Annotated in this window: 18 protein-coding genes and 1 tRNA gene; all 19 read right to left on the bottom strand. The window is 62.9% G+C overall.

All coding sequences use genetic code 11. The features are described from left to right. Positions 1 to 18 precede the first annotated feature (18 nt). Positions 19 to 2142: an elongation factor G gene (gene fusA, locus N3C64_RS10640; RefSeq protein WP_218630888.1), complete on the bottom strand. Its 2124-nt coding sequence runs from the start codon at positions 2140 to 2142 to the stop codon at positions 19 to 21. A gap of 14 nt (positions 2143 to 2156) precedes the next feature. Beyond that, positions 2157 to 2627, bottom strand: a complete 471-nt coding sequence (gene rpsG / locus N3C64_RS10645) for a 30S ribosomal protein S7 (RefSeq protein ID WP_218630889.1) — start codon at positions 2625 to 2627, stop codon at positions 2157 to 2159. A 12-nt stretch (positions 2628 to 2639) separates the two neighbouring features. Then, positions 2640 to 3011, bottom strand: coding sequence for a 30S ribosomal protein S12 (gene rpsL / locus N3C64_RS10650; protein WP_010399029.1), 372 nt, complete (start codon positions 3009 to 3011; stop codon positions 2640 to 2642). Between the two features lie 273 nt (positions 3012 to 3284). After that, positions 3285 to 4010: a phosphatase PAP2 family protein gene (locus N3C64_RS10655; protein WP_260014334.1), complete on the bottom strand. Its 726-nt coding sequence runs from the start codon at positions 4008 to 4010 to the stop codon at positions 3285 to 3287. Beyond that, a complete protein-coding gene (locus N3C64_RS10660; protein WP_260014336.1) occupies positions 3997 to 5418 on the bottom strand; it encodes an ArnT family glycosyltransferase in 1422 nt (473 codons plus the stop codon). Before N3C64_RS10660 ends, N3C64_RS10655 begins: the two co-directional genes overlap by 14 nt. Then, positions 5408 to 5713: a lipid-A-disaccharide synthase N-terminal domain-containing protein gene (locus tag N3C64_RS10665; protein WP_260014338.1), complete on the bottom strand. Its 306-nt coding sequence runs from the start codon at positions 5711 to 5713 to the stop codon at positions 5408 to 5410. Before N3C64_RS10665 ends, N3C64_RS10660 begins: the two co-directional genes overlap by 11 nt. A gap of 3 nt (positions 5714 to 5716) precedes the next feature. Continuing rightward, complete coding sequence (locus tag N3C64_RS10670; RefSeq protein WP_260014340.1) at positions 5717 to 6442, bottom strand: glycosyltransferase family 2 protein; 726 nt, start codon at positions 6440 to 6442, stop codon at positions 5717 to 5719. A 110-nt stretch (positions 6443 to 6552) separates the two neighbouring features. After that, positions 6553 to 7266 (bottom strand): hypothetical protein, encoded by a 714-nt coding sequence (locus N3C64_RS10675; protein WP_260014342.1) that lies wholly within the window; start codon positions 7264 to 7266, stop codon positions 6553 to 6555. Between the two features lie 143 nt (positions 7267 to 7409). Beyond that, positions 7410 to 11636 (bottom strand): DNA-directed RNA polymerase subunit beta', encoded by a 4227-nt coding sequence (gene rpoC, locus N3C64_RS10680; protein ID WP_218630895.1) that lies wholly within the window; start codon positions 11634 to 11636, stop codon positions 7410 to 7412. A gap of 50 nt (positions 11637 to 11686) precedes the next feature. After that, on the bottom strand, positions 11687 to 15823 hold the full coding sequence (gene rpoB / locus N3C64_RS10685) for a DNA-directed RNA polymerase subunit beta (RefSeq protein ID WP_218630896.1): 4137 nt from the start codon (positions 15821 to 15823) through the stop codon (positions 11687 to 11689). A gap of 246 nt (positions 15824 to 16069) precedes the next feature. After that, positions 16070 to 16444 (bottom strand): 50S ribosomal protein L7/L12, encoded by a 375-nt coding sequence (rplL, locus tag N3C64_RS10690; RefSeq protein WP_218630897.1) that lies wholly within the window; start codon positions 16442 to 16444, stop codon positions 16070 to 16072. A 68-nt stretch (positions 16445 to 16512) separates the two neighbouring features. Beyond that, complete coding sequence (gene rplJ / locus N3C64_RS10695) at positions 16513 to 17028, bottom strand: 50S ribosomal protein L10 (RefSeq protein ID WP_218630898.1); 516 nt, start codon at positions 17026 to 17028, stop codon at positions 16513 to 16515. Positions 17029 to 17253: 225 nt separating this feature from the next. Beyond that, positions 17254 to 17952, bottom strand: a complete 699-nt coding sequence (gene rplA / locus N3C64_RS10700; protein ID WP_218630899.1) for a 50S ribosomal protein L1 — start codon at positions 17950 to 17952, stop codon at positions 17254 to 17256. Between the two features lie 3 nt (positions 17953 to 17955). Next, a complete protein-coding gene (rplK, locus tag N3C64_RS10705) occupies positions 17956 to 18408 on the bottom strand; it encodes a 50S ribosomal protein L11 (RefSeq protein ID WP_218630900.1) in 453 nt (150 codons plus the stop codon). Between the two features lie 89 nt (positions 18409 to 18497). Next, entirely contained in the window at positions 18498 to 19037 is a 540-nt protein-coding gene (gene nusG / locus N3C64_RS10710) for a transcription termination/antitermination protein NusG (protein ID WP_218630901.1), read from the bottom strand. Positions 19038 to 19234: 197 nt separating this feature from the next. Continuing rightward, a complete protein-coding gene (secE, locus tag N3C64_RS10715) occupies positions 19235 to 19417 on the bottom strand; it encodes a preprotein translocase subunit SecE (RefSeq protein WP_218630902.1) in 183 nt (60 codons plus the stop codon). Between the two features lie 149 nt (positions 19418 to 19566). After that, positions 19567 to 19642: transfer RNA gene (locus tag N3C64_RS10720), tRNA-Trp, on the bottom strand. Between the two features lie 164 nt (positions 19643 to 19806). Continuing rightward, complete coding sequence (gene tuf, locus N3C64_RS10725; protein ID WP_218630887.1) at positions 19807 to 20982, bottom strand: elongation factor Tu; 1176 nt, start codon at positions 20980 to 20982, stop codon at positions 19807 to 19809. 198 nt (positions 20983 to 21180) lie between these two features. Then, positions 21181 to 23439 (bottom strand): DNA topoisomerase IV subunit A, encoded by a 2259-nt coding sequence (gene parC / locus N3C64_RS10730; protein ID WP_260014347.1) that lies wholly within the window; start codon positions 23437 to 23439, stop codon positions 21181 to 21183. Positions 23440 to 23443 lie beyond the last annotated feature (4 nt).

Genomic DNA, 23443 nt, shown 5'->3' on the forward strand with positions numbered 1-23443 from the left:
CCCCGGACGCCGTCGCCCTTAGGCGTATTTCTTCTGGATTTCGTCCGAGATGTTCTGCGGAACGGCTTCGTAGTGATCGAAGATCATGGTGAAGACCGCACGGCCCGAGGACATCGAACGCAGGTTGTTGATGTAGCCGAACATGTTCGCCAGCGGCACCATCGCGTTGATCACGTTGGCGTTGCCGCGGGTGTCCTGGCCCTGAACCATGCCGCGACGGCTGGTCAGGTCGCCGATGATGCCGCCGGTGTATTCTTCCGGGGTCACCACTTCGACTTTCATGATCGGCTCGAGCAGCTTCGCACCGGCCTTCTTCAGGCCTTCGCGCATGGCAGCACGGGTCGCGATTTCGAAGGCCAGCACCGACGAGTCGACGTCGTGGTACGCACCATCAATAAGCGCGACCTTGAAGTCGATAACCGGGAAGCCCGCGAGCGGACCCGAGTCCATGACCGACTTGATGCCCTTTTCGACGCCGGGGATGTATTCCTTCGGCACCGCACCGCCCACGATCTTCGATTCGAACGAGTAGCCCTCGCCCGGCTCGGTCGGGGTGATGACGAGCTTGACGCGCGCGAACTGGCCGGTACCACCGGTCTGTTTCTTGTGCGTGTAGTCGATCTCGGCTTCGCGCGAGATGGTTTCGCGGTAGGCCACCTGCGGAGCACCGATGTTCGCCTCGACCTTGAACTCGCGACGCATACGGTCGACGAGGATATCGAGGTGAAGTTCGCCCATGCCCTTCATGATGGTCTGGCCCGACTCGAAGTTGGTCTCGACGCGGAACGACGGGTCTTCGGCAGCCAGGCGAGCGAGGGCGAGGCCCATCTTCTCCTGGTCGGCTTTCGACTTCGGCTCGACCGCGATCTCGATAACCGGATCGGGGAAGGTCATGGTTTCCAGAACCACCGGCTTGGCGGCGTCGCAAAGCGTGTCGCCCGTGGTGGTTTCTTTCAGACCGGCCAGCGCGATGATGTCGCCAGCGAACGCTTCATCGATCTCTTCACGGTTGATCGAGTGCATCATCATCATACGACCGATGCGCTCTTTCTTGCCCTTGGTCGCGTTCAGAACCGAGTCACCCTTCTTCATCACGCCCGAGTAGATGCGGGTGAAGGTCAGCGAGCCGACGAAGGGGTCGTTCATGATCTTGAACGCGAGGCCCGAGAAGGGCTCATCGTCCGTAGCATGACGCTCGATGTTGCGGGTTTCGGTCTCGTCGCCCGGAGCGAAGCCGACGTATGCCGGAACGTCCAGCGGACCCGGCAGGAAGTCGATCACCGCGTTGAGCAGCGGCTGAACGCCCTTGTTCTTGAAGGCCGAGCCAGCGAGAACTGGGAAGAACGCCATCGCGAGCGTACCCTTGCGGATCAGCTTGCGCAGAGTGTCCTCGTCGGGCTCGTTGCCCTCGAGGTAGGCTTCCATCGCGTCGTCATCCATTTCGACGGCGAGTTCGACCATCTTGCCGCGCCATTCGTCGGCGAGGTCCTGCAGCTCTTCACGGATCGGCTGACGGATCCAGCTTGCGCCGAGATCTTCGCCCTTCCAGACCCATTCTTCCATCTTGATCAGGTCGATCTGACCTTCAAGCTGGTCTTCGGCGCCGATCGGGAGCGCAACGGGGCACGGGGTGCCGCCGGTGCGGTCCTTGATCATTTCGACGCACTTGAAGTAGTCCGCGCCGATCTTGTCCATCTTGTTGACGAACACGATCCGCGGAACCTTGTAGCGGTCAGCCTGACGCCACACGGTTTCGGTCTGGGGTTCGACACCGGCGTTGGCGTCGAGCAGGCAGACCGCACCGTCGAGAACCGCCAGCGAGCGTTCGACTTCAATGGTGAAGTCCACGTGGCCGGGGGTGTCGATGATGTTGAAGCGGAACTGGGTGTCCGAGGTGCCCTCTTTGGTCGGATCTTCCTGGCGCTGCCAGAAAGTGGTCGTCGCGGCCGAGGTGATGGTGATACCGCGTTCCTGCTCCTGCTCCATCCAGTCCATCGTCGCGGCGCCGTCGTGGACTTCGCCGATCTTGTGGGACTTGCCGGTGTAGTAGAGGATCCGCTCGGTCGTGGTCGTTTTGCCCGCATCGATGTGGGCCATGATCCCGAAGTTGCGGTAGCGGCTCAGCGGATAGGCGCGTGCCATTTTTCGTGCTCCTGTTACCAGCGGTAATGGCTGAACGCTTTGTTCGCGTCGGCCATCTTGTGGGTGTCTTCGCGCTTCTTCACGGCCGAACCACGCGAGTTCACCGCATCCAGAAGCTCGCCGGCGAGGCGCTCTTCCATGGTGTTCTCGTTACGGTTCTTGGCGGCAGTGATCAGCCAACGAATGGCCAGCGCTTCGCGGCGGGTCGGGCGAACCTCGACCGGCACCTGGTAGGTCGCACCACCCACACGACGCGAACGCACTTCGACCGAAGGCTTCACGTTGTCGAGGGCTTCGTGGAACACTTCGATCGGCTCGCGCTTGAGCTTGCCTTCGACGCGCTCCAGGGCGCTGTAGACGATGCGTTCGGCGGCCGATTTCTTGCCGTCGATCATCAGGTTGTTCATGAACTTGGTCAGCACGCGATCGCCATACTTGGCGTCCGGCAGAACTTCGCGCTTCTCAGCAGCGTGACGACGAGACATCTGGTGATCTCCTTATTTCGGACGCTTCGCGCCGTATTTCGAACGACGCTGACGGCGGTCTTTGACGCCTTGGGTATCCAGCACACCGCGCAGGATGTGGTAACGGACACCCGGAAGGTCTTTCACACGGCCGCCGCGGATGAGCACAACGGAGTGCTCTTGCAGGTTGTGCTTTTCGCCCGGGATGTAGGAGATGACCTCGAAGCCGTTCGTCAGGCGCACTTTGGCGACCTTACGCATAGCCGAGTTCGGTTTCTTCGGCGTCGTGGTGTAGACGCGGGTGCAGACGCCGCGCTTTTGCGGGCACGACTGCAGGTGCTGCGACTTCGAGCGCTGCACCTTGGGCTGCCGCGGTTTGCGGATCAGCTGTTGGATGGTAGGCATTCCGGTTCCCCGTATTTGCTCTGTCAATACTCGCAGCCCGGCAGGGTGGGACCCAAACTGGACTGCGCCACTTCTCGACGACGCTCCACGCGGACCGTGAAACGCCAAACCGCACCCTTCCCTGCCGAGTGGCCGGGTCGAATGCGCCTTAATTTCAGAGGATCGAGGGTAAACCCCGGGATAGTGCCGCTGAAATCTGTCGCCCTTGGGACATACTAAGCCCGTCGGGTAGCGGCGCTATATGGGGAGTCGCGGGTATTGTCAACCGCAGGGTCAAACCCGCTCCTTGCCACCAAGGCGAAACCAACCGAGGCGGCCTTCGAAGGCGGCGTAAAGCAACCAGGCCCCGCTGAGCGTGACCAAGGCCGCAAAGACCGCATCCGAGACGAAATGCCGCCCCGTGACCACCCGCTGCGCGGCGATAAAGGCCGGAATGAACACGGCAACCACGATGGCGTAATTGCCTACCCAACGCTCTATCCGCTCAGCCGAGAAGCGCCAGAGCAGGATCACCAGCGCCAGAGCGACCGCCGCCGAGACCTCGCCCGACACAAACGAGCAGTTGCGCGCACATTGATCGACGAAGCTCCAGGCGGGCGTGAAGGTCAGATCGCCGCCAAACTCGGTGACCGTGGCCGGGCGGGCACGGCCCGAGTAGGCCTTGAGAAAGCCGTTCACCAGCAGGCCGGGCAGCAGAAGGTAGAGCGTAAAGACAAAACCCCAGGCCCGCGCCGACAACCCAAGCACGTTACGACGGCGCGCCAGCGCGCGCCACATCGCGAAGGGCGACAGGAGGAAGACGAGGATTGAGAGATCCCAGATGCGCTGGCGTAGGAACTCCCACATCGGGTTTCCGATCACGCGAAAGCCGTCCCAAGGGTTCCAGAACAGGTTCGACAGCACCAGATCCACCGAGGGCGCGCCGACGAACAGCGCCAGCGCCGCCAGCCATCCGGCCAACAGCCAGCGCCCCGTCATCTGGTAATCAATCGGCGGCATTCAGACACTCCGCATCCACAAGGTAAGGCGCAACTGCCCGGCTCGACCAATATCCCGACAGGGAAAAGGCCGCGAGCGGGGCAACGGGCCCCGCCCCACAATCCGGGGCTGCGGCCTGAATTGCAAGGATGCGTCCGGTAAAGCCTTCGGGAAGCGCGTAGTTCTGCTCGTAATAATGCCGCGCGCGGCCTTCGGGGCGCGGGGCATAGATCGCGATGCCGCTGTCGCGCCCTGTGTAGAGCAGATCGGCCAGGATATCGCGGTTCGCGGCCAGGACCGGAACGCCCTCGGCCCGCGCCAGATCGAGGATCTCGCGGCTCAACTCGGCCCGGCCAAGATAGCGGCGCACGAGCGGCTCGCCGTCGCGCTCGGGCCAAGGGGCCAGAAGGGTCAACAGCGGGAAGGCCACCACGATGATCAAGTTCAGCGCGAGCGCCACACGGCGCCACAGCCCCGGCAGGATCATCGCCGCCAGAACCGTCCCCGGGAAGTAGGCGGCCACCGCCCAATTGGCATAGGCCTGCGAGAGCAGCGCCTGCACCGTCACCGCGACCAGCGGCGGCAGGCTCAGCACCGCCAGCACGCCGCGCACGTTCCGGCGCGCCGTGACGACACCCCAGATCAGAGCAGCCATGGCGATCGGCCCAAAAACCGCGAACTGGCTGGCCAGAAACTCGGCCATCGAGGCGAAATTCAACGTCGCACCACCGCGCACCCAGCCGACATTGTCCATCGTATGCTCGACGGTGGTCAGATCATGGGTCAGGTTCCACAGCACGTTGGGCGAGATCACCGCGCCGAAGGCCAAAGCCGCCAGCAGCGCATTGCGCCAGCCGATGCGGAACTGCGGGGCCAACAGCATGGCCAGCACTAGGCCCGGGATCAGGTAGATCGCGGCATATTTCGCCAGAAACGCAGCACCTGCACTCGCCCCGGCCAGAGCGGCGTCAGGCGCCCTGCCCTCTTGCGCCGCGCGCAGCCAGAACAGCAGCGCCAGCGCATAGAACGGCGCCATGATCGTATCGGTCGAGATCAGCAACGAGCCGACCACCACGAAAGGCAGCGTGACGTAAAGCACCGCCGTCCAGATCGCGGCGCTCCGATCAGCCAACCGCGCCGCGACGGCACCAAGCACCAGCGCGGTCACCCCGTGCAACACCGCCCCCGGCATCCGGACCCAGAACGGGCTGTCCGATCCCGCCAGATCGGTCACGAGCCGGATCGCCCAGCCGATCAACGGCGGTTTGGAGTAGTAGCCAAAATCGAGGTTCTGGCCCCAAAGCCAGTATTGCGATTCATCAACAAACAGGTCCGTCCGGTTGAAGGCCAGCGCCAACAGCCGCAACCCGGAGATCGCGGCGACGAAGACAAACGCTGGCCGGAACCAGCCCTGCGCCTCAGGCTTCATCGCGACGCTTGGCATAGATCAGCCAAAGGTTGCGAATATAGATGATCACGCCAAGTGCCTGCCCGAGAATGAACACCGGGTCAGTGCGGTAGATCGCATAGCTGAGCAGCATGACGCCCCCGGCCAGCGAGAAATACCAAAACGCCAGCGGGATCACGGAATCCCGCGCGCGCTCCGAGGCGATCCACTGCACCAGAAAGCGCGCGGTAAACATCCCCTGCGCAAGGAAGCCAAAGACAACCCACCAAAGCTCGGTCGTGCTGTCCACGTGCAGAACGGTCATCAGCCAGTGCATGGATTACTCCGCGATCTCAGTGGGGCGGGATTTCTTGCGACGACGCAAGAGCCAGGCAACGCCGGCCAGATCGACGACGCCGACAAGCCCGCGTTGCAGGTTGGAATAATGCGAGCGCCCCCCGCCCCGCTGGCGGTGACTGACATCGACATGGGCAACCTGCCAGCCGTCGCGCGCAAACAGAGCGGGCAGGTAGCGGTGCATGTGATCGAAATAGGGAAGGCGCAGGAAAGCCTCGCGGCGGAAGGCCTTGAGCCCGCAACCGGTGTCGCGCGTCCCGTCCTTGAGCACGCGCGAGCGGATCGCGTTGGCGAATTTCGACGCGAGCTTCTTGGACATCGTGTCCTGCCGCCCGACGCGCTGCCCGGCAACGATGCCGATTGCCTCCGAGCCCTCGGCCAGAAGCGGTGCCATCAGCTTGGGAAGTTCCGAGGGCGGGTTCTGCCCGTCGCCATCGAGCGTGCAGATCACAGCGCCTTTCGCGACCAGAACGCCGGAATGCACCGCCGCCGACTGCCCGCCAGAGCGGTCATGACGCAGCACGCGCAGTCGCGGCGCGCGGGCGCGGCGCGCCAGCAAGATCGCGGCCATGCCATCGTCCGAGGCATCATCGACCACGATCACCTCGTAGTCGCACACCGGTTCCAGCGCGGCGTCGATACCGTCCAGAAGCTCCTCGATATTCGAAGCCTCGTTTTTCGCCGGGATTACGATTGTTACGTCCGTCATGGCCCCACAACCATTTGCCACCCTTGTTGGGTTGGCCTCCTCTTACTCGCAGGTCAGGCGGATGTAAACGTCACAGGCGGCGAGGGCGCGCCCCGCCGCCTGTGCAGCGATTAGCCGAACTTGGCGAAAAGCTTGGAATAGGGCACTTTGAGGCCCGATTGCGCGGCGATCCCGGCCGCCAGATCGCCGGCGCGCGCGGCGTCGCCAAACGCCTTGACCGAGGCGGCGAAGCCCTCGGCCAGCGGTGCATAGGCCGGATCGGCCGCCTCTGGCGCGGGATGAGCAAGGATTTCAGCAGCAAGGTGCTCAAGCACCGCCGCCTCGGCCTGCATCCGTGCCATGCCAGCATCACCAAGCGCCGCGAAGTCCGTCTCGAGCACCTCTTCCATCACAGCATGATAGGCGTTCATGCGGTCCGAGAAGCCGACGATATCGTTGCGCATGTGCAGCCCGGCCACGGCCTCGCGCACTTCTTCAAGCGTGAGATGCGCGGTCGGCAAATCCCCTGCCCCGACCTGCTGGCCTGCCGCAGCGATCAGCCCGTTGACGGTGGTGAAGGTCTCTGCCAGCGCAGTGTCCTCGGCATATTGCGGCGGCGGGTCGATCGTCCAGTCAGCGACGATCTGGCTCCAGGCGCCGTCGAATTTCTCGAGCGCTGCGGCGGTTTCAGCCTGTTTGCCCTGGTTGCTCAGGAACAACGCGGCGCGATAGGCGCCATAGGCCTGACGCAGCTGCGCCTCGCCCTCGCGGAACGTCACCGCCCAGGCAGGCATCGCCACCGACATCGCCAATGCGACAGCCAACATCTTTGCGCCTGTGTTCATCTCAATCTCCTTCTGGGCCAATAATCTGTTTCAACGCTATCGCCCGCGACCTCCGTCGCACCTGCGACATTCGGCCCCAGGAAGGAAAAACCCCCGCGCGAGCGGATCGCGCGGGGGTCTGGTTTTACTTGCTCAAGACGCGATTAATCGCGGCTTTCCGGCGTCTCGACCGGACCGAAATCAGCCTCTTCGACGATCGGAGCCGCCAGCGCAGCCGCGGCTTCCGCCTCGGCGCGACGTGCCTCGATGACCTTGTGGTCGCGGTCCGCAGCGATCTTGCGCACGCGGGTGGTCGCGCCACCCGTGCCCGCCGGGATCAGACGGCCGACGATCACGTTCTCTTTCAGGCCGACGAGCTTGTCGCGCTTGCCCTGAACCGAGGCTTCGGTCAGCACGCGGGTCGTCTCCTGGAAGGAGGCCGCCGAGATGAACGAGCGGGTCTGCAGCGAGGCCTTGGTGATACCCAAGAGCACCGGCTCGCCCGAGGCCGGACGGCCACCGCGCGCTTCGACCTTGGCGTTCTCTTCTTCGAACTCCGCCTTGTCGATGTGCTCGCCCTTGAGCAGCGTCGTGTCGCCCGAGTCGAGGATCTCGATCTTTTGCAGCATCTGGCGAACGATCACCTCGATGTGCTTGTCGTTGATCTTCACGCCCTGCAGTCGATAGACGTCCTGCACCTCGTCGATGAGGTAGTCGGCCAGAGCCTCGATCCCCATGATGCGCAGGATGTCATGCGGCGCCGGGTTGCCGTCCATGATGTAGTCACCCTTCTGCACGAAGTCGCCTTCCTGCACCGGGATGTGCTTGCCTTTCGGCACCATGTATTCGACCGGCTCCAGACCTTCCTGCGACGGCTCGATGGCGATGCGGCGCTTGTTCTTGTAGTCCTTGCCAAAGCGCACATAGCCGTCGATCTCGGCGATGATGGCGTGATCCTTCGGACGACGAGCTTCGAAGAGTTCGGCCACACGCGGCAGACCGCCGGTGATGTCCTTGGTCTTCGCGCCTTCGCGCGGGATACGGGCGACAACGTCACCGGCCTTGATCTCCTGACCGTCCTCGATCGACAGAATCGCGTCGACCGACATCGGGTAGGTGACCGGGTTGCCAGCCTCGTTGCGCACCGGTTCGCCATCGGCGTTGACGATGATGATCTCGGGCTTGAGGTCATTGCCTTTCGGCGCCGCCCGCCAGTCCGTGACGATCTTCTGCGTCATGCCGGTCGCTTCGTCGGTTTCCTCGCGCACGGCGATACCCGAAACCAGGTCCACGAACTTCGCCACACCCGCCTTTTCGGCGATGATCGGAAGGGTGTAGGGGTCCCATTCGTAAAGCTTGGTGCCGCGCTTGACCGCGTCGCCTTCCTTGACGTGCAGCTTCGAGCCGTAGGTGAGCTTGTGGCTCGCCCGCTCTTCGCCGTGCTCGTCAATGATCGCCATCTGCATGTTGCGGCCCATGACGATCTGTTCGCCATTGGCGTTGGTCAGCAGGTTGGCGTTGCGGAACTCGATCTTGCCCTCCTGGCTCGCTTCCTGGAAGGACTGCGAACCACCCTGAGCGATACCGCCGATGTGGAACGTCCGCATCGTCAGCTGCGTGCCGGGTTCACCGATCGACTGCGCGGCGATGATACCCACCGCTTCGCCCTGGTTCACCAGCGTGCCGCGCGCCAGGTCACGACCGTAGCAGAGCGCGCAAACGCCCTCGTCGGCCTCACAGGTCAGAGCGGAGCGGATCCGCACCGACTGCACGCCGGCCTGCTCGACCAGATCGGCCTTGCGCTCGTCGATCAGCTCGTTCTTGCGCACGATGACTTCGTCCGAACCCGGAACCAGAACGTCGTCCGCGGCCACACGGCCCAGAACACGCTCGGACAGGGGCGCGACAACTTCGCCATCGTTGACCGCGGCCGAAGCGGTGATCGCACGCTCGGTGCCGCAATCGTGCGAACGCACGATGCAGTCCTGCGCCACGTCCACCAGACGGCGGGTCAGGTAACCCGAGTTCGCCGTCTTGAGCGCGGTGTCGGCCAGACCCTTACGGGCGCCGTGGGTCGAGTTGAAGTATTCAAGAACGGTCAGGCCTTCCTTGAAGTTCGAGATGATCGGCGTCTCGATGATCTCACCCGACGGCTTAGCCATCAGGCCGCGCATACCGCCAAGCTGCTTCATCTGCGCCGGCGAACCCCGCGCACCCGAGTGCGACATCATGTAGACCGAGTTCGGCTCTTTCTCCATGCCCGCATCGTCCACGCGCACGGCCGAGATCTCTTTCATCATCTCGCCGGCCACGGCGTCCGAGCACTTCGACCAGGCGTCGACAACCTTGTTGTACTTTTCGCCCTGAGTGATCAGGCCGTCCATGTACTGCTGTTCGAACTCTTTGACCTGATCGCGCACGCCGTTCACGATGTCCCACTTGGTATCGGGGATCACCATGTCGTCCTTGCCGAACGAGATGCCGGCGCGGAAGGCCTCGCGGAAGCCCATACCCATGATCTGGTCACAGAAGATCACCGACTCTTTCTGGCCGCAGTAGCGGTAGACGGTGTCGATGACGTTCTGAACGTCCTTCTTGCGCAGCAGGCGGTTCACCAGATCGAACGGCGCCTTGGCGTTCAGCGGCAGCAGAGCACCCAGACGCATACGGCCGGGGGTGGTCTCGTAACGCTTGAAGACCTCGTTGCCCTCTTCGTCGATCTGCTTGATGCGCGCACTGATCTTGGCGTGCAGATGCACGACGCCAGCGTTCAGCGCGTGCTCCACTTCCTCGACCGAACCGAAGGTCATGCCTTCGCCCGGCATGCCCTTGCGCTCCATCGTGGTGTAGTAGAGGCCAAGGATCATGTCCTGCGAGGGAACGATGATCGGCGAGCCGTTGGCGGGCGACAGAACGTTGTTCGTCGACATCATCAGCACGCGGGCTTCCAGCTGGGCTTCCAGCGAAAGCGGCACGTGGACGGCCATCTGGTCACCGTCGAAGTCGGCGTTGAACGCCGAGCAGACGAGCGGGTGCAGTTGGATCGCCTTACCTTCGATCAGAACGGGTTCGAAAGCCTGGATGCCCAGACGGTGCAGCGTCGGCGCGCGGTTCAGCAGAACCGGGTGCTCGCGGATCACCTCGTCCAGGATATCCCAAACCTCGGGACGCTCTTTCTCGACCAGTTTCTTGGCCTGCTTCACGGTGCTCGACAGGCCCTTGGCTTCAAGGCGCGAGTAGATGAAGGGCTTGAACAGTTCGAGCGCCATCTTCTTGGGCAGACCGCACTGGTGCAGCTTGAGTTCCGGACCAGTCACGATGACCGAACGGCCCGAGAAGTCGACGCGCTTACCCAGAAGGTTCTGACGGAAGCGGCCTTGCTTACCCTTGAGCATGTCCGAGAGCGACTTCAGCGGGCGCTTGTTGGTGCCCGTGATGACGCGGCCGCGACGGCCGTTGTCGAACAGCGCATCGACCGATTCCTGCAGCATCCGCTTTTCGTTGCGCACGATGATGTCGGGCGCACGCAGCTCGATGAGGCGCTTGAGGCGGTTGTTGCGGTTGATGACGCGGCGATAGAGGTCGTTCAGGTCCGAAGTCGCGAAACGGCCGCCATCGAGCGGCACGAGCGGACGCAGTTCCGGCGGGATCACCGGAAGCACGGTCAGCACCATCCACTCGGGGCGGTTGCCCGATTCGATGAAGCTCTCGACGATCTTCAGACGCTTGATGATCTTCTTGGGCTTCAGCTCGCCGGTCGCTTCCTTCAGCTCTTCGCGGAGCTGCTCGGCGGTGGCGTCCAGATCGATCGCGGCCAGCATCTCGCGGATCGCTTCAGCGCCGATATTGGCAGTGAAAGCGTCGGCGCCATACTGGTCCTGCGCGTCCAGATACTCGTCTTCGGTCAGCAGCTGACCATAGCTCAGGTCGGTCAGACCCGGCTCGATGACGACGTAGTTTTCGAAGTAGAGGATGCGCTCGAGATCGCGCAGCGTCATGTCCAGCATCAGGCCGATGCGCGAGGGCAGCGACTTGAGGAACCAGATGTGGGCGACGGGCGAGGCCAGCTCAATGTGGCCCATGCGCTCGCGGCGCACCTTCTGGAGGGTGACTTCGACGCCGCATTTCTCGCAGACGACGCCGCGATACTTCATGCGCTTGTACTTGCCGCACAGGCACTCGTAATCCTTGATCGGGCCAAAGATACGCGCGCAGAACAGACCGTCACGCTCCGGCTTGAAGGTCCGGTAGTTGATGGTCTCGGGCTTTTTGATCTCGCCGTAGGACCACGACAGGATGCGCTCGGGCGAGGCCAGCGAGATCTTGATCTCGTCGAACTGCTTGGGCGCGGCCAGCGGGTTGAACGGGTTTTGGGTCAGTTCCTGGTTCATCTGTTATTCCTTGAATGAGGGCAGAGGGGAGGGAATGAGGGGTGAACCCCTCACTCCTCGTCCTCCGCATCCAGGAGTTCCATGTTGAGGCCGAGGCCCCGGACCTCTTTGACGAGAACGTTGAACGATTCCGGCACGCCGGCCTCGAAGTTGTCCTCGCCCTTGACGATCGACTCATAGACCTTGGTCCGGCCTGCCACGTCGTCCGACTTCACCGTCAGCATCTCTTGCAGGGTGTAGGCGGCGCCGTAGGCTTCCAGCGCCCAGACCTCCATCTCACCCAGACGCTGACCACCGAACTGCGCCTTACCACCCAGCGGCTGCTGGGTCACAAGCGAGTAAGGACCGGTCGAACGGGCGTGCATCTTGTCGTCGACAAGGTGGTGCAGCTTGAGGAAGTACTTCACGCCCACGGTAACCGGACGCGCGAACTGTTCGCCCGTGCGGCCGTCGAAGACGATCGATTGGCCCGACTTGTCAAAGCCCGCGCGGATCAGCGCGTCATTGACGTCGGCTTCCTTGGCACCGTCGAAGACCGGGGTCGCGATCGGAACGCCGCCACGAACGGTTTCGGCGCATTCCACGAAGCGGTCTTCGTCCATCGCGGCGAAGGCTTCCTCGTAGGTTTCCGCACCGTAGCCGTGCTTCATGGCTTCGCGCACCGGGGTCAGATCGCCCGAACGACGGTATTCCTTGATGGCCTCGTCGATTTGCAGGCCCAGACCGCGCGCGGCCCAGCCCATGTGCGTCTCGAGGATCTGACCGACGTTCATACGCGACGGCACGCCGAGCGGGTTCAGAACGAGGTCAACCGGAGTGCCATCGGCCAGGAAGGGCATGTCTTCCATCGGAACGACTTTCGACACGACACCCTTGTTACCGTGACGACCGGCCATCTTGTCGCCGGCCTGAAGCTTGCGCTTCACCGCGACGAAGACCTTGACCATCTTCATCACGCCCGGAGGCAGGTCGTCGCCCTGGCGGACCTTCTCGACCTTGTCCTCGAAGCGCAGCTCAAGCGCGCGCTTCTGAGCGTCGAACTGATCGTTCAACGCTTCGACTTCCTTGGCGTCGTTCTCGTTTTCCAGCGCAAGCTGCCACCACTGGCCACGCGACAGCGTGCTCAGCAGCTCGTCATTGATCTCCGAACCGGCCTTGACGCCTTTCGGCCCCTTGACGGCGGTCTTGCCGATGATCAGCGACTTCAGACGCGCGTAAATGTTGCGCTCAAGGATCGCCAGTTCGTCGTCCCGGTCGCGGGCCAGACGTTCGACTTCCTCACGCTCGATCTGCAGCGCGCGCTCGTCCTTGTCCACGCCGTGGCGGTTGAACACGCGAACCTCGACGATCGTGCCATAGGCACCCGGCGGCAGGCGCAGCGAGGTGTCGCGCACGTCCGACGCCTTTTCCCCGAAGATGGCGCGCAGAAGCTTTTCTTCCGGCGTCATCGGGCTTTCGCCCTTCGGAGTGATCTTGCCGACGAGGATGTCACCCGGGCCGACCTCGGCGCCGATATAGACGATACCGGCTTCGTCGAGGTTGCGCAGGGCTTCCTCGCCGACGTTCGGGATGTCGCGGGTGATCTCTTCCGGCCCGAGCTTGGTGTCACGCGCGGCAACTTCGTATTCGTCGATATGGATCGAGGTGAACACGTCGTCGCGGTGGATCCGCTCGGAGATCAGGATCGAGTCTTCGTAGTTGTAGCCGTTCCAGGGCATGAAGGCGACGACCACGTTGCGGCCGATGGCCAGTTCGCCCTGATCGGTCGAGGGACCGTCCGCGATGACCTGACCCTTGGCAACGATGTCGCCCACTTTCACGATGGGACGCTGGTTGATGGTCGAGGACTGGTTCGAGCGCTTGAACTTGCGCAGACGGTAGATGTCAACGCCGGCATCGCCCATGCCCAGGTCTTCGTTCGCACGCACAACGATACGCGAGGCATCGACCTGGTCGATGATCCCGCCACGCTTGGCCATGATCGCCGCACCCGAGTCGCGCGCCACGACCGCTTCCATGCCGGTGCCCACATAGGGGGCCTCCGAACGCAGCAGCGGCACGGCCTGACGTTGCATGTTCGCACCCATCAGAGCGCGGTTGGCGTCGTCGTTTTCCAGGAACGGGATGAGCGCCGCACCGACCGAAACCAGCTGCTTCGGCGACACGTCGATCAGGTCCACGGCCTCGGACGGGTTGAGCATGAATTCGCCGCCCTGACGGGTCGAGACGAGCTCATTGGTGAAACGGCCCTCGGCGTCGAGCGAGGCGTTCGCCTGCGCGACCGTGTGGCGCATCTCTTCGGTGGCCGACATGTAGACCACGTCGTCCGTCACCTTGCCGTCCTCCACCTTGCGGTAGGGGGTCTCGATGAAGCCGTACTTGTTCACGCGGGCGAAGGTGGCCAGCGAGTTGATCAGACCAATGTTCTGACCTTCGGGCGTTTCGATCGGGCACATCCGGCCGTAGTGGGTCGGGTGAACGTCGCGGACCTCGAAGCCCGCACGCTCGCGGGTCAGACCGCCCGGCCCGAGCGCCGAAAGACGACGCTTGTGCGTGACTTCCGAGAGCGGGTTGGTTTGGTCCATGAACTGCGACAGCTGCGAGGAGCCGAAGAATTCGCGCACCGCGGCCGCGGCCGGTTTCGCGTTGATCAGGTCCTGCGGCATGACGGTGTCGATCTCGACCGACGACATGCGCTCCTTGATCGCGCGCTCCATGCGCAGCAGACCGACGCGGTACTGGTTCTCCATGAGCTCGCCGACCGAACGCACACGGCGGTTGCCGAGGTGGTCGATGTCGTCGATCTCGCCCTTGCCGTCGCGCAGTTCCACCAGGCCCTTGATGCAGGCGATGATGTCTTCGCGGCGCAGCGTGCGCTGCGTGTCCGGCGCGTCGAGGTCGAGGCGCATGTTCATCTTCACGCGACCAACGGCCGACAGGTCGTAACGCTCGCTATCGAAGAACAGCGTGTCGAACAGCGACGAGGCGGCTTCGACGGTCGGCGGCTCGCCCGGACGCATCACGCGATAGATGTCCATCAGAGCGGAATCGCGGTTCCAGTTCTTGTCCGCGGCCATCGTGTTGCGGATGTACGGACCGACGTTGACGTTATCGATGTCGAGCACCGGAATATCGGTGACGCCATTGTCGAGCAGCGTCTTGACGGTGCCGCCAACAAGTTGGCCTTCCTTGTCGTAATCGGCGGTCAGCTCATCGCCGGCCTCGACATAGATGTAGCCCGTCGACTCATTGATGATGTCCTTGGCGACGAAGCGGCCCAGGATGTGCTCGAACGGCACGAGCAGCTCGGTGATCTTGCCCTCGTCGATCCACTTCTTGACCATCCGCGGGGTGGCTTTCTCGCCCGCCTTCAGGATGACCTCGCCGGTGCCGGCATCGATCAAATCGTAGGTCGGACGGGTGCCGCGCACGCGCTCGGGGAAGAAGCGCGAAACCCAGCCGCGCTTGCCCTCGGCGCGGAAGTTCACCGTGTTGTAATAGGCATCCATGATGCCTTCCTGGTCGAGACCAAGCGCATAGAGCAGCGTGGTCACCGGCAGCTTGCGGCGACGGTCGATACGCGCGAACACGAGGTCCTTGGCGTCGAACTCGAAGTCCAGCCACGAACCGCGGTAGGGAATGATGCGGCAGGCGAACAGCAGCTTGCCCGACGAATGGGTCTTGCCGCGGTCATGGTCGAAGAACACGCCCGGCGAGCGGTGCATCTGGCTCACGATGACGCGCTCGGTGCCGTTCACGATGAAGGTGCCGTTCGGGGTCATGAGCGGCATGTCGCCCATGAACACGTCCTGCTCCTTGATGTCCTTCACCGAACGCGCGCCGGTGTTTTCGTCCAGATCGAACACGATCAGGCGCAGGGTGACCTTCAGCGGGGCCGAATAGGTCAGGTCGCGCTGCATGCACTCATCGACGTCGTATTTCGGCTTTTCCAGCTCGTATTTGACGAATTCGAGAATTGCGTTGTCGTTGAAATCCTTGATCGGGAAAACCGACTGGAAAACGCCCTGGAGGCCCTCGCCGTCCTGCGGCTTTTCGGCTTCACCCGAACGCAGGAACAGATCGTAGGAAGCTTTCTGAACCTCGATGAGGTTCGGCATTTCAAGGACTTCACGGATTTTGCCGTAGAAGCGGCGGATGCGCTTCTGACCAACGTAAGCTTGAGCCATGCTCGTCGTGACCTTTCGTCTCTTCGCGGGTGCGCAACGTCGGGGCCCGGTGCGCGCCGCAGGCGAATGAAGGGGGGCGGTCCCATACCTGCCACCCGTCCCACCGGATGGCTCCCGAACCGCGAACGCCGCCTTGGAGAGGGCTAAAGGGCGATTAGCCCTCTCCGAGACAGGTTCGGCTGGGCCCGGGACAAGCCCGGACCCAGCCAATTTTCAAGCAAGTGGATGCGCAGGCATCCGGCTCGATTACTTGAGCTCGACTTTCGCGCCGGCTTCTTCGAGCTTTTTCTTGATCTCTTCGGCTTCCGCTTTCGCAGCGCCTTCTTTGACCTTGCCGCCAGCTTCCACGAGGTCCTTGGCTTCTTTCAGGCCCAGACCGGTGATCGCGCGGACTTCTTTGATCACGTTGATCTTGTTCGCGCCGGCGTCGGTCAGGACGACGTCGAACTCGGTCTTTTCTTCCTCAGCCGGGGCAGCGGCAGCAGCCGGGCCAGCCATCATGACGGCGCCACCGGCGGCCGGCTCGATGCCGTACTCGTCTTTGAGGATGGTTTTCAGTTCTTGGGCTTCCAGCAGCGTCAGGTTGACGATTTGCTCAGCGAGGGCTTTAAGATCGGCCATTTTTCCGTTCCATTCTGATATAGGGTTTTCCAACGTCGGGCTTATCCCAACGAAGGCAATTGGTTGCTTCAGGCGGCTTCCCGCTCCTCAAGAGTCTTGAGGATGCCCGCGATGTTCGAAGCAGGCGCGCCAATGGCACCAGCGATGTTCGAAGCCGGCGCACCGATGCACGAGACGATCTGAGCGATAAGCTCTTCACGCGACGGCATGGCAGCGACAGCTTTGACACCGGCCGGATCCAGAGCCTCCGTGCCCATGGCCCCGCCAAGGATTGCGAACTTGTCGTTCGCCTTGGCGTAGTCCACCGAGACCTTGGCCGCAGCCACAGGATCCTCGGAGAAGGCAAGGACGGTCATACCCGTCAGAAGGCCGGCCATGCTTTCGCAGGGCTTACCCTCAAGGGCGATCTTGGCGAGCGTGTTCTTGGCAACGCGAACCGAACCACCGGCTTCGCGCATGCGCGAACGGAGATCCTGCATCTGAGCAACCGTCATGCCTTCGTAGTGGGCAACCACCACGACGCCAGAGCTTTCGAAGATCTGGCCGAGTTCCTCGACCACTTTCTCTTTTTGGGCTCTATCCACGGTTACACTCCAAGTATGGGGGTTTCCCCCCGGCTCTCATTTTCCCCCGGGCGAATGCCCTGAGGATCGGGTCCGATCGGTTCCCGAGAAGATCGCCCGAGGTCGCCCTCGGAAATTCTCGTTCCCCATCTCAGGAAGGAAATTAAGCCGGGAACCGGCACCCTCCGTCTCGGACAGGACGGGGCGAGCGAACGCCCCGTCATTCGCCGGTTTCCCGGCAAAATCTTATTTGGCGGTCGCCGAGGTGAGGTCCAGCGAAACGCCCGGGCCCATGGTCGAGCTCAGCGACACCTTCTTGAGGTAGGTGCCCTTGGCGCCCGTGGGCTTGGCTTTCGAAACGGCGTCGACAAAGGCGCGCACGTTCTCGGCCAGCTTGTCTTCCGAGAACGAGACCTTGCCAATACCGCCGTGGATCACGCCGGCCTTTTCGACCTTGAACTGCACTTCGCCGCCTTTGGCAGCGGTCACAGCGGTCGCGACGTCCATGGTCACCGTGCCGACCTTCGGGTTCGGCATCAGGTTGCGCGGGCCGAGGATCTTACCCAAACGGCCGACCAGCGGCATCATGTCCGGGGTCGCGATGCAGCGATCGAATTCGATCTTGCCCGACTGGATGGTTTCCATCAGGTCTTCCGCACCGACGATATCCGCGCCAGCGGCCTTGGCTTCGTCAGCCTTGGCGCCACGGGCGAACACTGCAACGCGCACGGTCTTACCCGTGCCGTTCGGCAGCTGAACCACGCCGCGGACCATCTGGTCGGCGTGACGCGGGTCAACGCCCAGGTTCATCGCGATCTCGAGGGTTTCGTCGAACTTGGCCGAAGCCGCCGACTTGATCAGCTTGACAGCCTCTTCAACCGAGAGATTGTCCTTGCCTTCGAAAGCGGCGCGCGCAGCGGCCGTACGTTTACCGAGCTTGGCCATGGCTTACCCTTTCACCTCGATACCGATCGACTTCGCCGAGCCGAGGATGATCTGCATCGCGGCTTCGACGTCATTCGCCGAAAGGTCCTTCATCTTCGCCTGGGCGATCTCACGCACCTGAGCGACGGTCACGTAACCGGCGACTTCACGACCCGGCTTCGGCGAACCCTTCGGACGGTTGCGCTTGCCAACCGGCTTCAGGCCAGCGGCCTTCTTCAGGAAGTACGAGGCCGGCGAGGTCTTGGTCTCGAAGGTGAACGACTTGTCGGCGTAGTAGGTGATAACCACCGGCACCGGCATGTCTTTTTCCATTTCCTGCGTGCGCGCGTTGAACGCCTTGCAGAATTCCATGATGTTGATGCCGCGCTGACCGAGCGCGGGACCGACCGGCGGCGACGGGTTCGCGGCGCCAGCCTTGATTTGCAGCTTGAGCTGCCCGATGACTTTCTTGGCCATGTGGCCCTCTCCTTGTCACTGTCACGCCGTGCGGCGCGAAGTTTAGTGGTTCGGTCCGGACCTCAGCCCTCGCCTCCCACGGCTCCCACTCAGGCGACTTTCGACACCTGGGTGAATTCCAGCTCGACCGGTGTCGGCCGGCCAAAGATCGACACGGTCACCTTCAGGCGGCCCGCGGCGTCGTCCACTTCCTCGACCATGCCCGAGAAGCCCTCGAACGGACCGTCGGTCACGCTCACGTTCTCGCCCACCTCGAAACGGATCAGGTTGCGCGGCGCGGCGGCCTCGCCCGATTCGTCGACGCGGTTCAGGATCTGGTTCACCTCGGCGTCGCGCATCGGCATCGGCTTGCCCTGCGGCCCGAGGAAACCGGTCACCCGGTTGATCGAGTTGATCAGGTGATAGCCCCGATCGGTCATTTCCATCCGCACGAGCACATAGCCCGGCATGAAGCGGCGCTCCGAGGTGACCTTCTTGCCACGACGGATTTCGATCACTTCCTCAGTGGGAACGAGGACCTCTTCGATCTCGTCCTGAAGGCCCTTTTCTTCCACGGCCTGCTTGATTTGCTCGGCGACTTTCTTCTCGAAGTTCGAGAGAACGCTCACCGAATACCAACGCTTCGCCATGCTCACCATTGCCTTCTTCCACCGACGCGTGAGCGCCGAAATTCCATTACATCAACGGCTTGGCCGTCGCTCTCAGAACAAAAAACAGCGTGCATGACCGAATCGATGCACGCCGGCTCCCCGAAAGTCCCGCCCCTTTACCGCCCGAGTGCCGCTTTTTCAAGGGCATAAAGGCGAAACCGGCGGAACCGAAGGTCTCAGCCGATGATCTGGCTGACGCCGAAACGGATGATCCAGTCTACCAGCGAGAAGAACAGCGCGGTCAGCGCGGCCATGACAAAGACCATCCCGGTGGTCAGCATCACCTCGCGGCGCGCAGGCCAGGTGATCTTGCCCACTTCCGAGCGAACCTGCTGGAGGAACTGAAGGGGGTTTGCCATGCGTCTCATCCTCTCTTTGCAGCGTGGGCGACCCACGCGCGACCGCGTTCAGATACGCGCTCGGACGCGCGAATTCAAGCACCTTGCCGCATGTAGCGGCCGCGCCCCGGATCAGCGCCAATACAATCTGGATTTTCCGGAGGACGACCTGGCAGGGGCAGGGGGACTCGAACCCACGACCCTCGGTTTTGGAGACCGATGCTCTACCAACTGAGCTATACCCCTAGGCCGTAGGCGGGGTGCTAAAGGAGCCGCGCGGGGAAATCAAGAGCGATTTGCACCGCCACGCACAATCGCTTGCGGCTGCCCGCCCTGCCCCACGCAACGCGCCAGCGCACAAAGCAAAAGGGCCGCCCGAGGGCGGCCCTTCCGTCACGATGTGATCGAAATCACTCGATGATTTTCGAGACGACGCCGGCGCCGACGGTGCGGCCGCCTTCACGGATAGCGAAGCGCAGCTTCTCTTCCATCGCGATCGGGGCGATCAGTTCGACTTCGAACTTCAGGTTGTCGCCCGGCATAACCATCTCGGTGCCTTCCGGCAGCTTCACGGTGCCGGTGACGTCCGTGGTGCGGAAGTAGAACTGCGGACGGTAGTTCGCGAAGAACGGCGTGTGACGGCCACCTTCCTCTTTCGTGAGGATGTAGGCTTCAGCTTCGAACTTCGTGTGCGGCTTCACCGAACCCGGCTTGCACAGAACCTGACCACGCTCAACGCCGTCACGGTCGATACCGCGCAGCAGCGCACCGATGTTGTCGCCAGCTTCACCGCGATCGAGCAGCTTGCGGAACATCTCGACGCCCGTGCAGGTGGTCTTCTTGGTCGCGCGGATACCGACGATCTCGAGTTCGTCGCCCACGTTCACAGCGCCACGCTCAACACGGCCGGTCACAACGGTGCCGCGGCCCGAGATCGAGAACACGTCTTCGATCGGCATCAGGAACGGCTGGTCGACAGCGCGCTCCGGGGTCGGGATGTACTCGTCGACAGCGGCGATCAGAGCGCGGATCGAATCCTCGCCGATCTCGTTGTCGCGGCCTTCCATCGCGGCCAGAGCCGAGCCCTTGATGATCGGAATGTCATCGCCGGGGTAGTCGTACGACGACAGCAGTTCGCGGATTTCCATCTCGACGAGCTCGAGCAGCTCTTCGTCGTCGACCTGGTCAACCTTGTTCATGTACACGACCATGTACGGAATGCCGACCTGACGGCCGAGCAGGATGTGCTCGCGCGTCTGCGGCATCGGGCCGTCGGCCGCGTTCACAACCAGGATCGCGCCGTCCATCTGCGCCGCACCCGTGATCATGTTCTTCACGTAGTCGGCGTGGCCGGGGCAGTCGACGTGCGCGTAGTGACGGTTCGCCGATTCATATTCAACGTGGGCCGTCGAGATCGTGATCCCGCGAGCCTTCTCTTCCGGCGCGCCGTCAATCTGGTCGTAGGCCTTGAATTCACCAAAGTACTTGGTGATCGCAGCCGTCAGCGTCGTCTTGCCGTGGTCAACGTGGCCAATCGTGCCGATGTTGACGTGCGGTTTCGTCCGTTCAAACTTTGCCTTTGCCATATCGCGGGCGCCTCTGGTTCGGGGGCCGGAATTGGCCCGAGTCAATATCGCGGGCTACCTATTGCCCCGAAGCAGAAAAATCAAGCCCGCTTCGCGCATTCCGGCGCGTCTTGGCGCAGGTTTGGGGCGGGCCCGTCCCGGATCGGAGATCGGCGACCACGACGGCGGCGCAACAGGCCGCCGCAGCCGCTCGCGCGATCAGTTGAACCGATTGTCGCGCGGGAAGCCGCGCGGCGCCATGCGGCCCGCCGAGGCGCGCTTGGCCAGCCATTCCGACAGGTCGGTCTCGGTGCGGGTGCGCCCGGCGGGGTCTTTCCAGCTCAACCCGTCCGCGAGCGTGAAAGTGACCGCATCCGACAGACCGCCATCCTTGAACTTTTGCAGCCGCACACCCTTGCCGCGCGCCATCTCTGGCAGTTCTTCGAGCGCGAAAACCAGAACCTTGCGGTTCTCGCCGACGCAGGCGACGTGATCGCCCGACACCGGCACGCAAACCTGCGTGCGCGCGCCTTCGCGCATGTTGAGCACCTGCTTGCCCGCACGGGTCTGGGCCACCAGTTCCTCGCCCGGCACGATAAAGCCATCGCCATCGGAGGAGGCCATCAGGAACTTCTCGCCCGGCTTGGGCAGCAGGATATGGGTCACATCGGCCTCGTTCGGCAAATCGACCATCAGACGCACCGGCTCGCCCATGCCGCGCCCGCCGGGCAGGTTCGCCCCGAGCAGCGTATAGGCACGTCCGTTCGAGCCCATCAGCACGATCCGGTCCGTCGTCTCGGCATGGAGCGCGAACAGCGGGCCGTCGCCATCCTTGAACTTGACCTCGGCATCGAGCGCCTGATGCCCCTTCATGGCGCGCACCCAGCCCATTTTCGAGAGGATCACGGTGATCGGTTCGCGTTCGATCATCGCTTCGATCGGCACTTCCTCGACCTCGGTCGCATCCGCAAACGCGGTGCGGCGCGCGCCCGCGGCCGTGCCCTTGCCGAATTGCTTCTGCACATCCTTGAGTTGCCCCGAGATCCGCTTCCACTGGGCCTTGTCGCTGCCCAGAAGGGCCTCAAGCTCGCTGCGTTCCGCCAGCAGGGCGTCGCGCTCGTTGCGCAACTCCATCTCTTCAAGCTTGCGCAGGCTGCGCAGGCGCATGTTCAGGATCGCTTCAGCCTGAACGTCGGTCAGGAACACCCGCTCGCCATCGGTAACGGCCCAGTTCTCGGCCATCAGGGCGGGCTTGGGCTCATCCACGGTGCGGATGATCTCGATCACCCGGTCGAGGTTGAGATAGGCGATGATATAGCCGTTGAGCACCTCAAGGCGGTGCGCGATCTTCTCAAGGCGGTGCTGGCTGCGGCGGCACAGCACCTCGCGTCGGTGATCGAGGAAGGCGCGCAGCACCTCTTTGAGCGAGCACACCTTGGGTACCCGTCCGTCGATCAGCACGTTCATGTTCATGCTGAAGCGCAACTCTAGGTCCGAACTGCGGAACAGCATCCCCATTAGCATTTCGGGGTCGATGGTGCGGGTCTTGGGTTCAAGGACAATCCGCACATCGTCGGCGGATTCGTCGCGCACATCGGCCAGTGCCGGCACCTTCTTAGTCTGGATCAGTTCGGCCAGACGCTCGATCAGCTTGGATTTTTGCACCTGATAGGGGATCTCGGTGACGATGATCTGCCACTGGCCACGACCCAGATCCTCTTTCTCCCACCGCGCGCGCAGGCGGAACGCGCCGCGCCCGGTGCGGTAGCTCTCGCGGATCGACTCCTTCGGCTCGACAATCACGCCGCCGGTCGGGAAATCGGGGCCGGGCACCAGATCAACCAGCGTATCGTCGGAAATGCCCGGATCGCGGATCATCGCCTGACAAGCCTCGACCAGCTCATCGAGGTTATGCGGCGGAATGTTCGTGGCCATGCCTACCGCGATACCGCTTGCGCCATTGGCAAGCAGGTTCGGGAAGGCGGCGGGCAGGACGATCGGCTCTTCCAGCGTGCCATCATAGTTGGGGCGAAAATCGACAGCGTTCTCGGCCAGCCCGTCAAGGAGCGCCTCGGACGGGAAGGCCAGCCGCGCCTCGGTGTAGCGCGAGGCCGCAGGGTTATCGCCGTCGATATTGCCGAAGTTCCCCTGCCCGTTCACCAGCGGGTAGCGCATGGCGAAATCCTGCGCCAGACGCGCCATCGCATCATAGATCGCGGCATCGCCATGCGGGTGATAGTTACCCATCACATCGCCCGAGATCTTGGCCGATTTGCGGAAACCGCCCGTTGGGCTCAGCTTCAGCTCGCGCATGGCAAACAGGATGCGCCGATGCACCGGCTTCAGCCCGTCCCGCGCATCGGGCAGCGCCCGGTGCATGATCGTCGAGAGCGCATAAGTCAGGTAGCGATCACCGATCGCGCGCGACAATGGCTCGGAGGTCAGGGACTGGGGCGGGGTATCTTCGTTCTCGCTCATGCTC

Origin of the sequence: Sedimentimonas flavescens, from assembly GCF_025154035.1 — a bacterium.
Lineage (GTDB): Bacteria > Pseudomonadota > Alphaproteobacteria > Rhodobacterales > Rhodobacteraceae > Rhodobacter > Rhodobacter flavescens.

Coding starts and splice junctions, on each gene's coding strand:
- rpoB (WP_218630896.1), bottom strand. CDS start 15,823: ATGGCTCAAGCTTACGTTGGTCAGAAGCGCATCCGCCGCTTCTACGGC.
- N3C64_RS10655 (WP_260014334.1), bottom strand. CDS start 4,010: ATGCCGCCGATTGATTACCAGATGACGGGGCGCTGGCTGTTGGCCGGA.
- secE (WP_218630902.1), bottom strand. CDS start 19,417: ATGGCAAACCCCCTTCAGTTCCTCCAGCAGGTTCGCTCGGAAGTGGGC.
- nusG (WP_218630901.1), bottom strand. CDS start 19,037: ATGGCGAAGCGTTGGTATTCGGTGAGCGTTCTCTCGAACTTCGAGAAG.
- tuf (WP_218630887.1), bottom strand. CDS start 20,982: ATGGCAAAGGCAAAGTTTGAACGGACGAAACCGCACGTCAACATCGGC.
- rpsG (WP_218630889.1), bottom strand. CDS start 2,627: ATGTCTCGTCGTCACGCTGCTGAGAAGCGCGAAGTTCTGCCGGACGCC.
- N3C64_RS10670 (WP_260014340.1), bottom strand. CDS start 6,442: ATGACGGACGTAACAATCGTAATCCCGGCGAAAAACGAGGCTTCGAAT.
- N3C64_RS10665 (WP_260014338.1), bottom strand. CDS start 5,713: ATGCACTGGCTGATGACCGTTCTGCACGTGGACAGCACGACCGAGCTT.
- rplL (WP_218630897.1), bottom strand. CDS start 16,444: ATGGCCGATCTTAAAGCCCTCGCTGAGCAAATCGTCAACCTGACGCTG.
- rplK (WP_218630900.1), bottom strand. CDS start 18,408: ATGGCCAAGAAAGTCATCGGGCAGCTCAAGCTGCAAATCAAGGCTGGC.
- fusA (WP_218630888.1), bottom strand. CDS start 2,142: ATGGCACGCGCCTATCCGCTGAGCCGCTACCGCAACTTCGGGATCATG.
- rpoC (WP_218630895.1), bottom strand. CDS start 11,636: ATGAACCAGGAACTGACCCAAAACCCGTTCAACCCGCTGGCCGCGCCC.
- N3C64_RS10660 (WP_260014336.1), bottom strand. CDS start 5,418: ATGAAGCCTGAGGCGCAGGGCTGGTTCCGGCCAGCGTTTGTCTTCGTC.
- N3C64_RS10675 (WP_260014342.1), bottom strand. CDS start 7,266: ATGAACACAGGCGCAAAGATGTTGGCTGTCGCATTGGCGATGTCGGTG.
- rplA (WP_218630899.1), bottom strand. CDS start 17,952: ATGGCCAAGCTCGGTAAACGTACGGCCGCTGCGCGCGCCGCTTTCGAA.
- parC (WP_260014347.1), bottom strand. CDS start 23,439: ATGAGCGAGAACGAAGATACCCCGCCCCAGTCCCTGACCTCCGAGCCA.
- rpsL (WP_010399029.1), bottom strand. CDS start 3,011: ATGCCTACCATCCAACAGCTGATCCGCAAACCGCGGCAGCCCAAGGTG.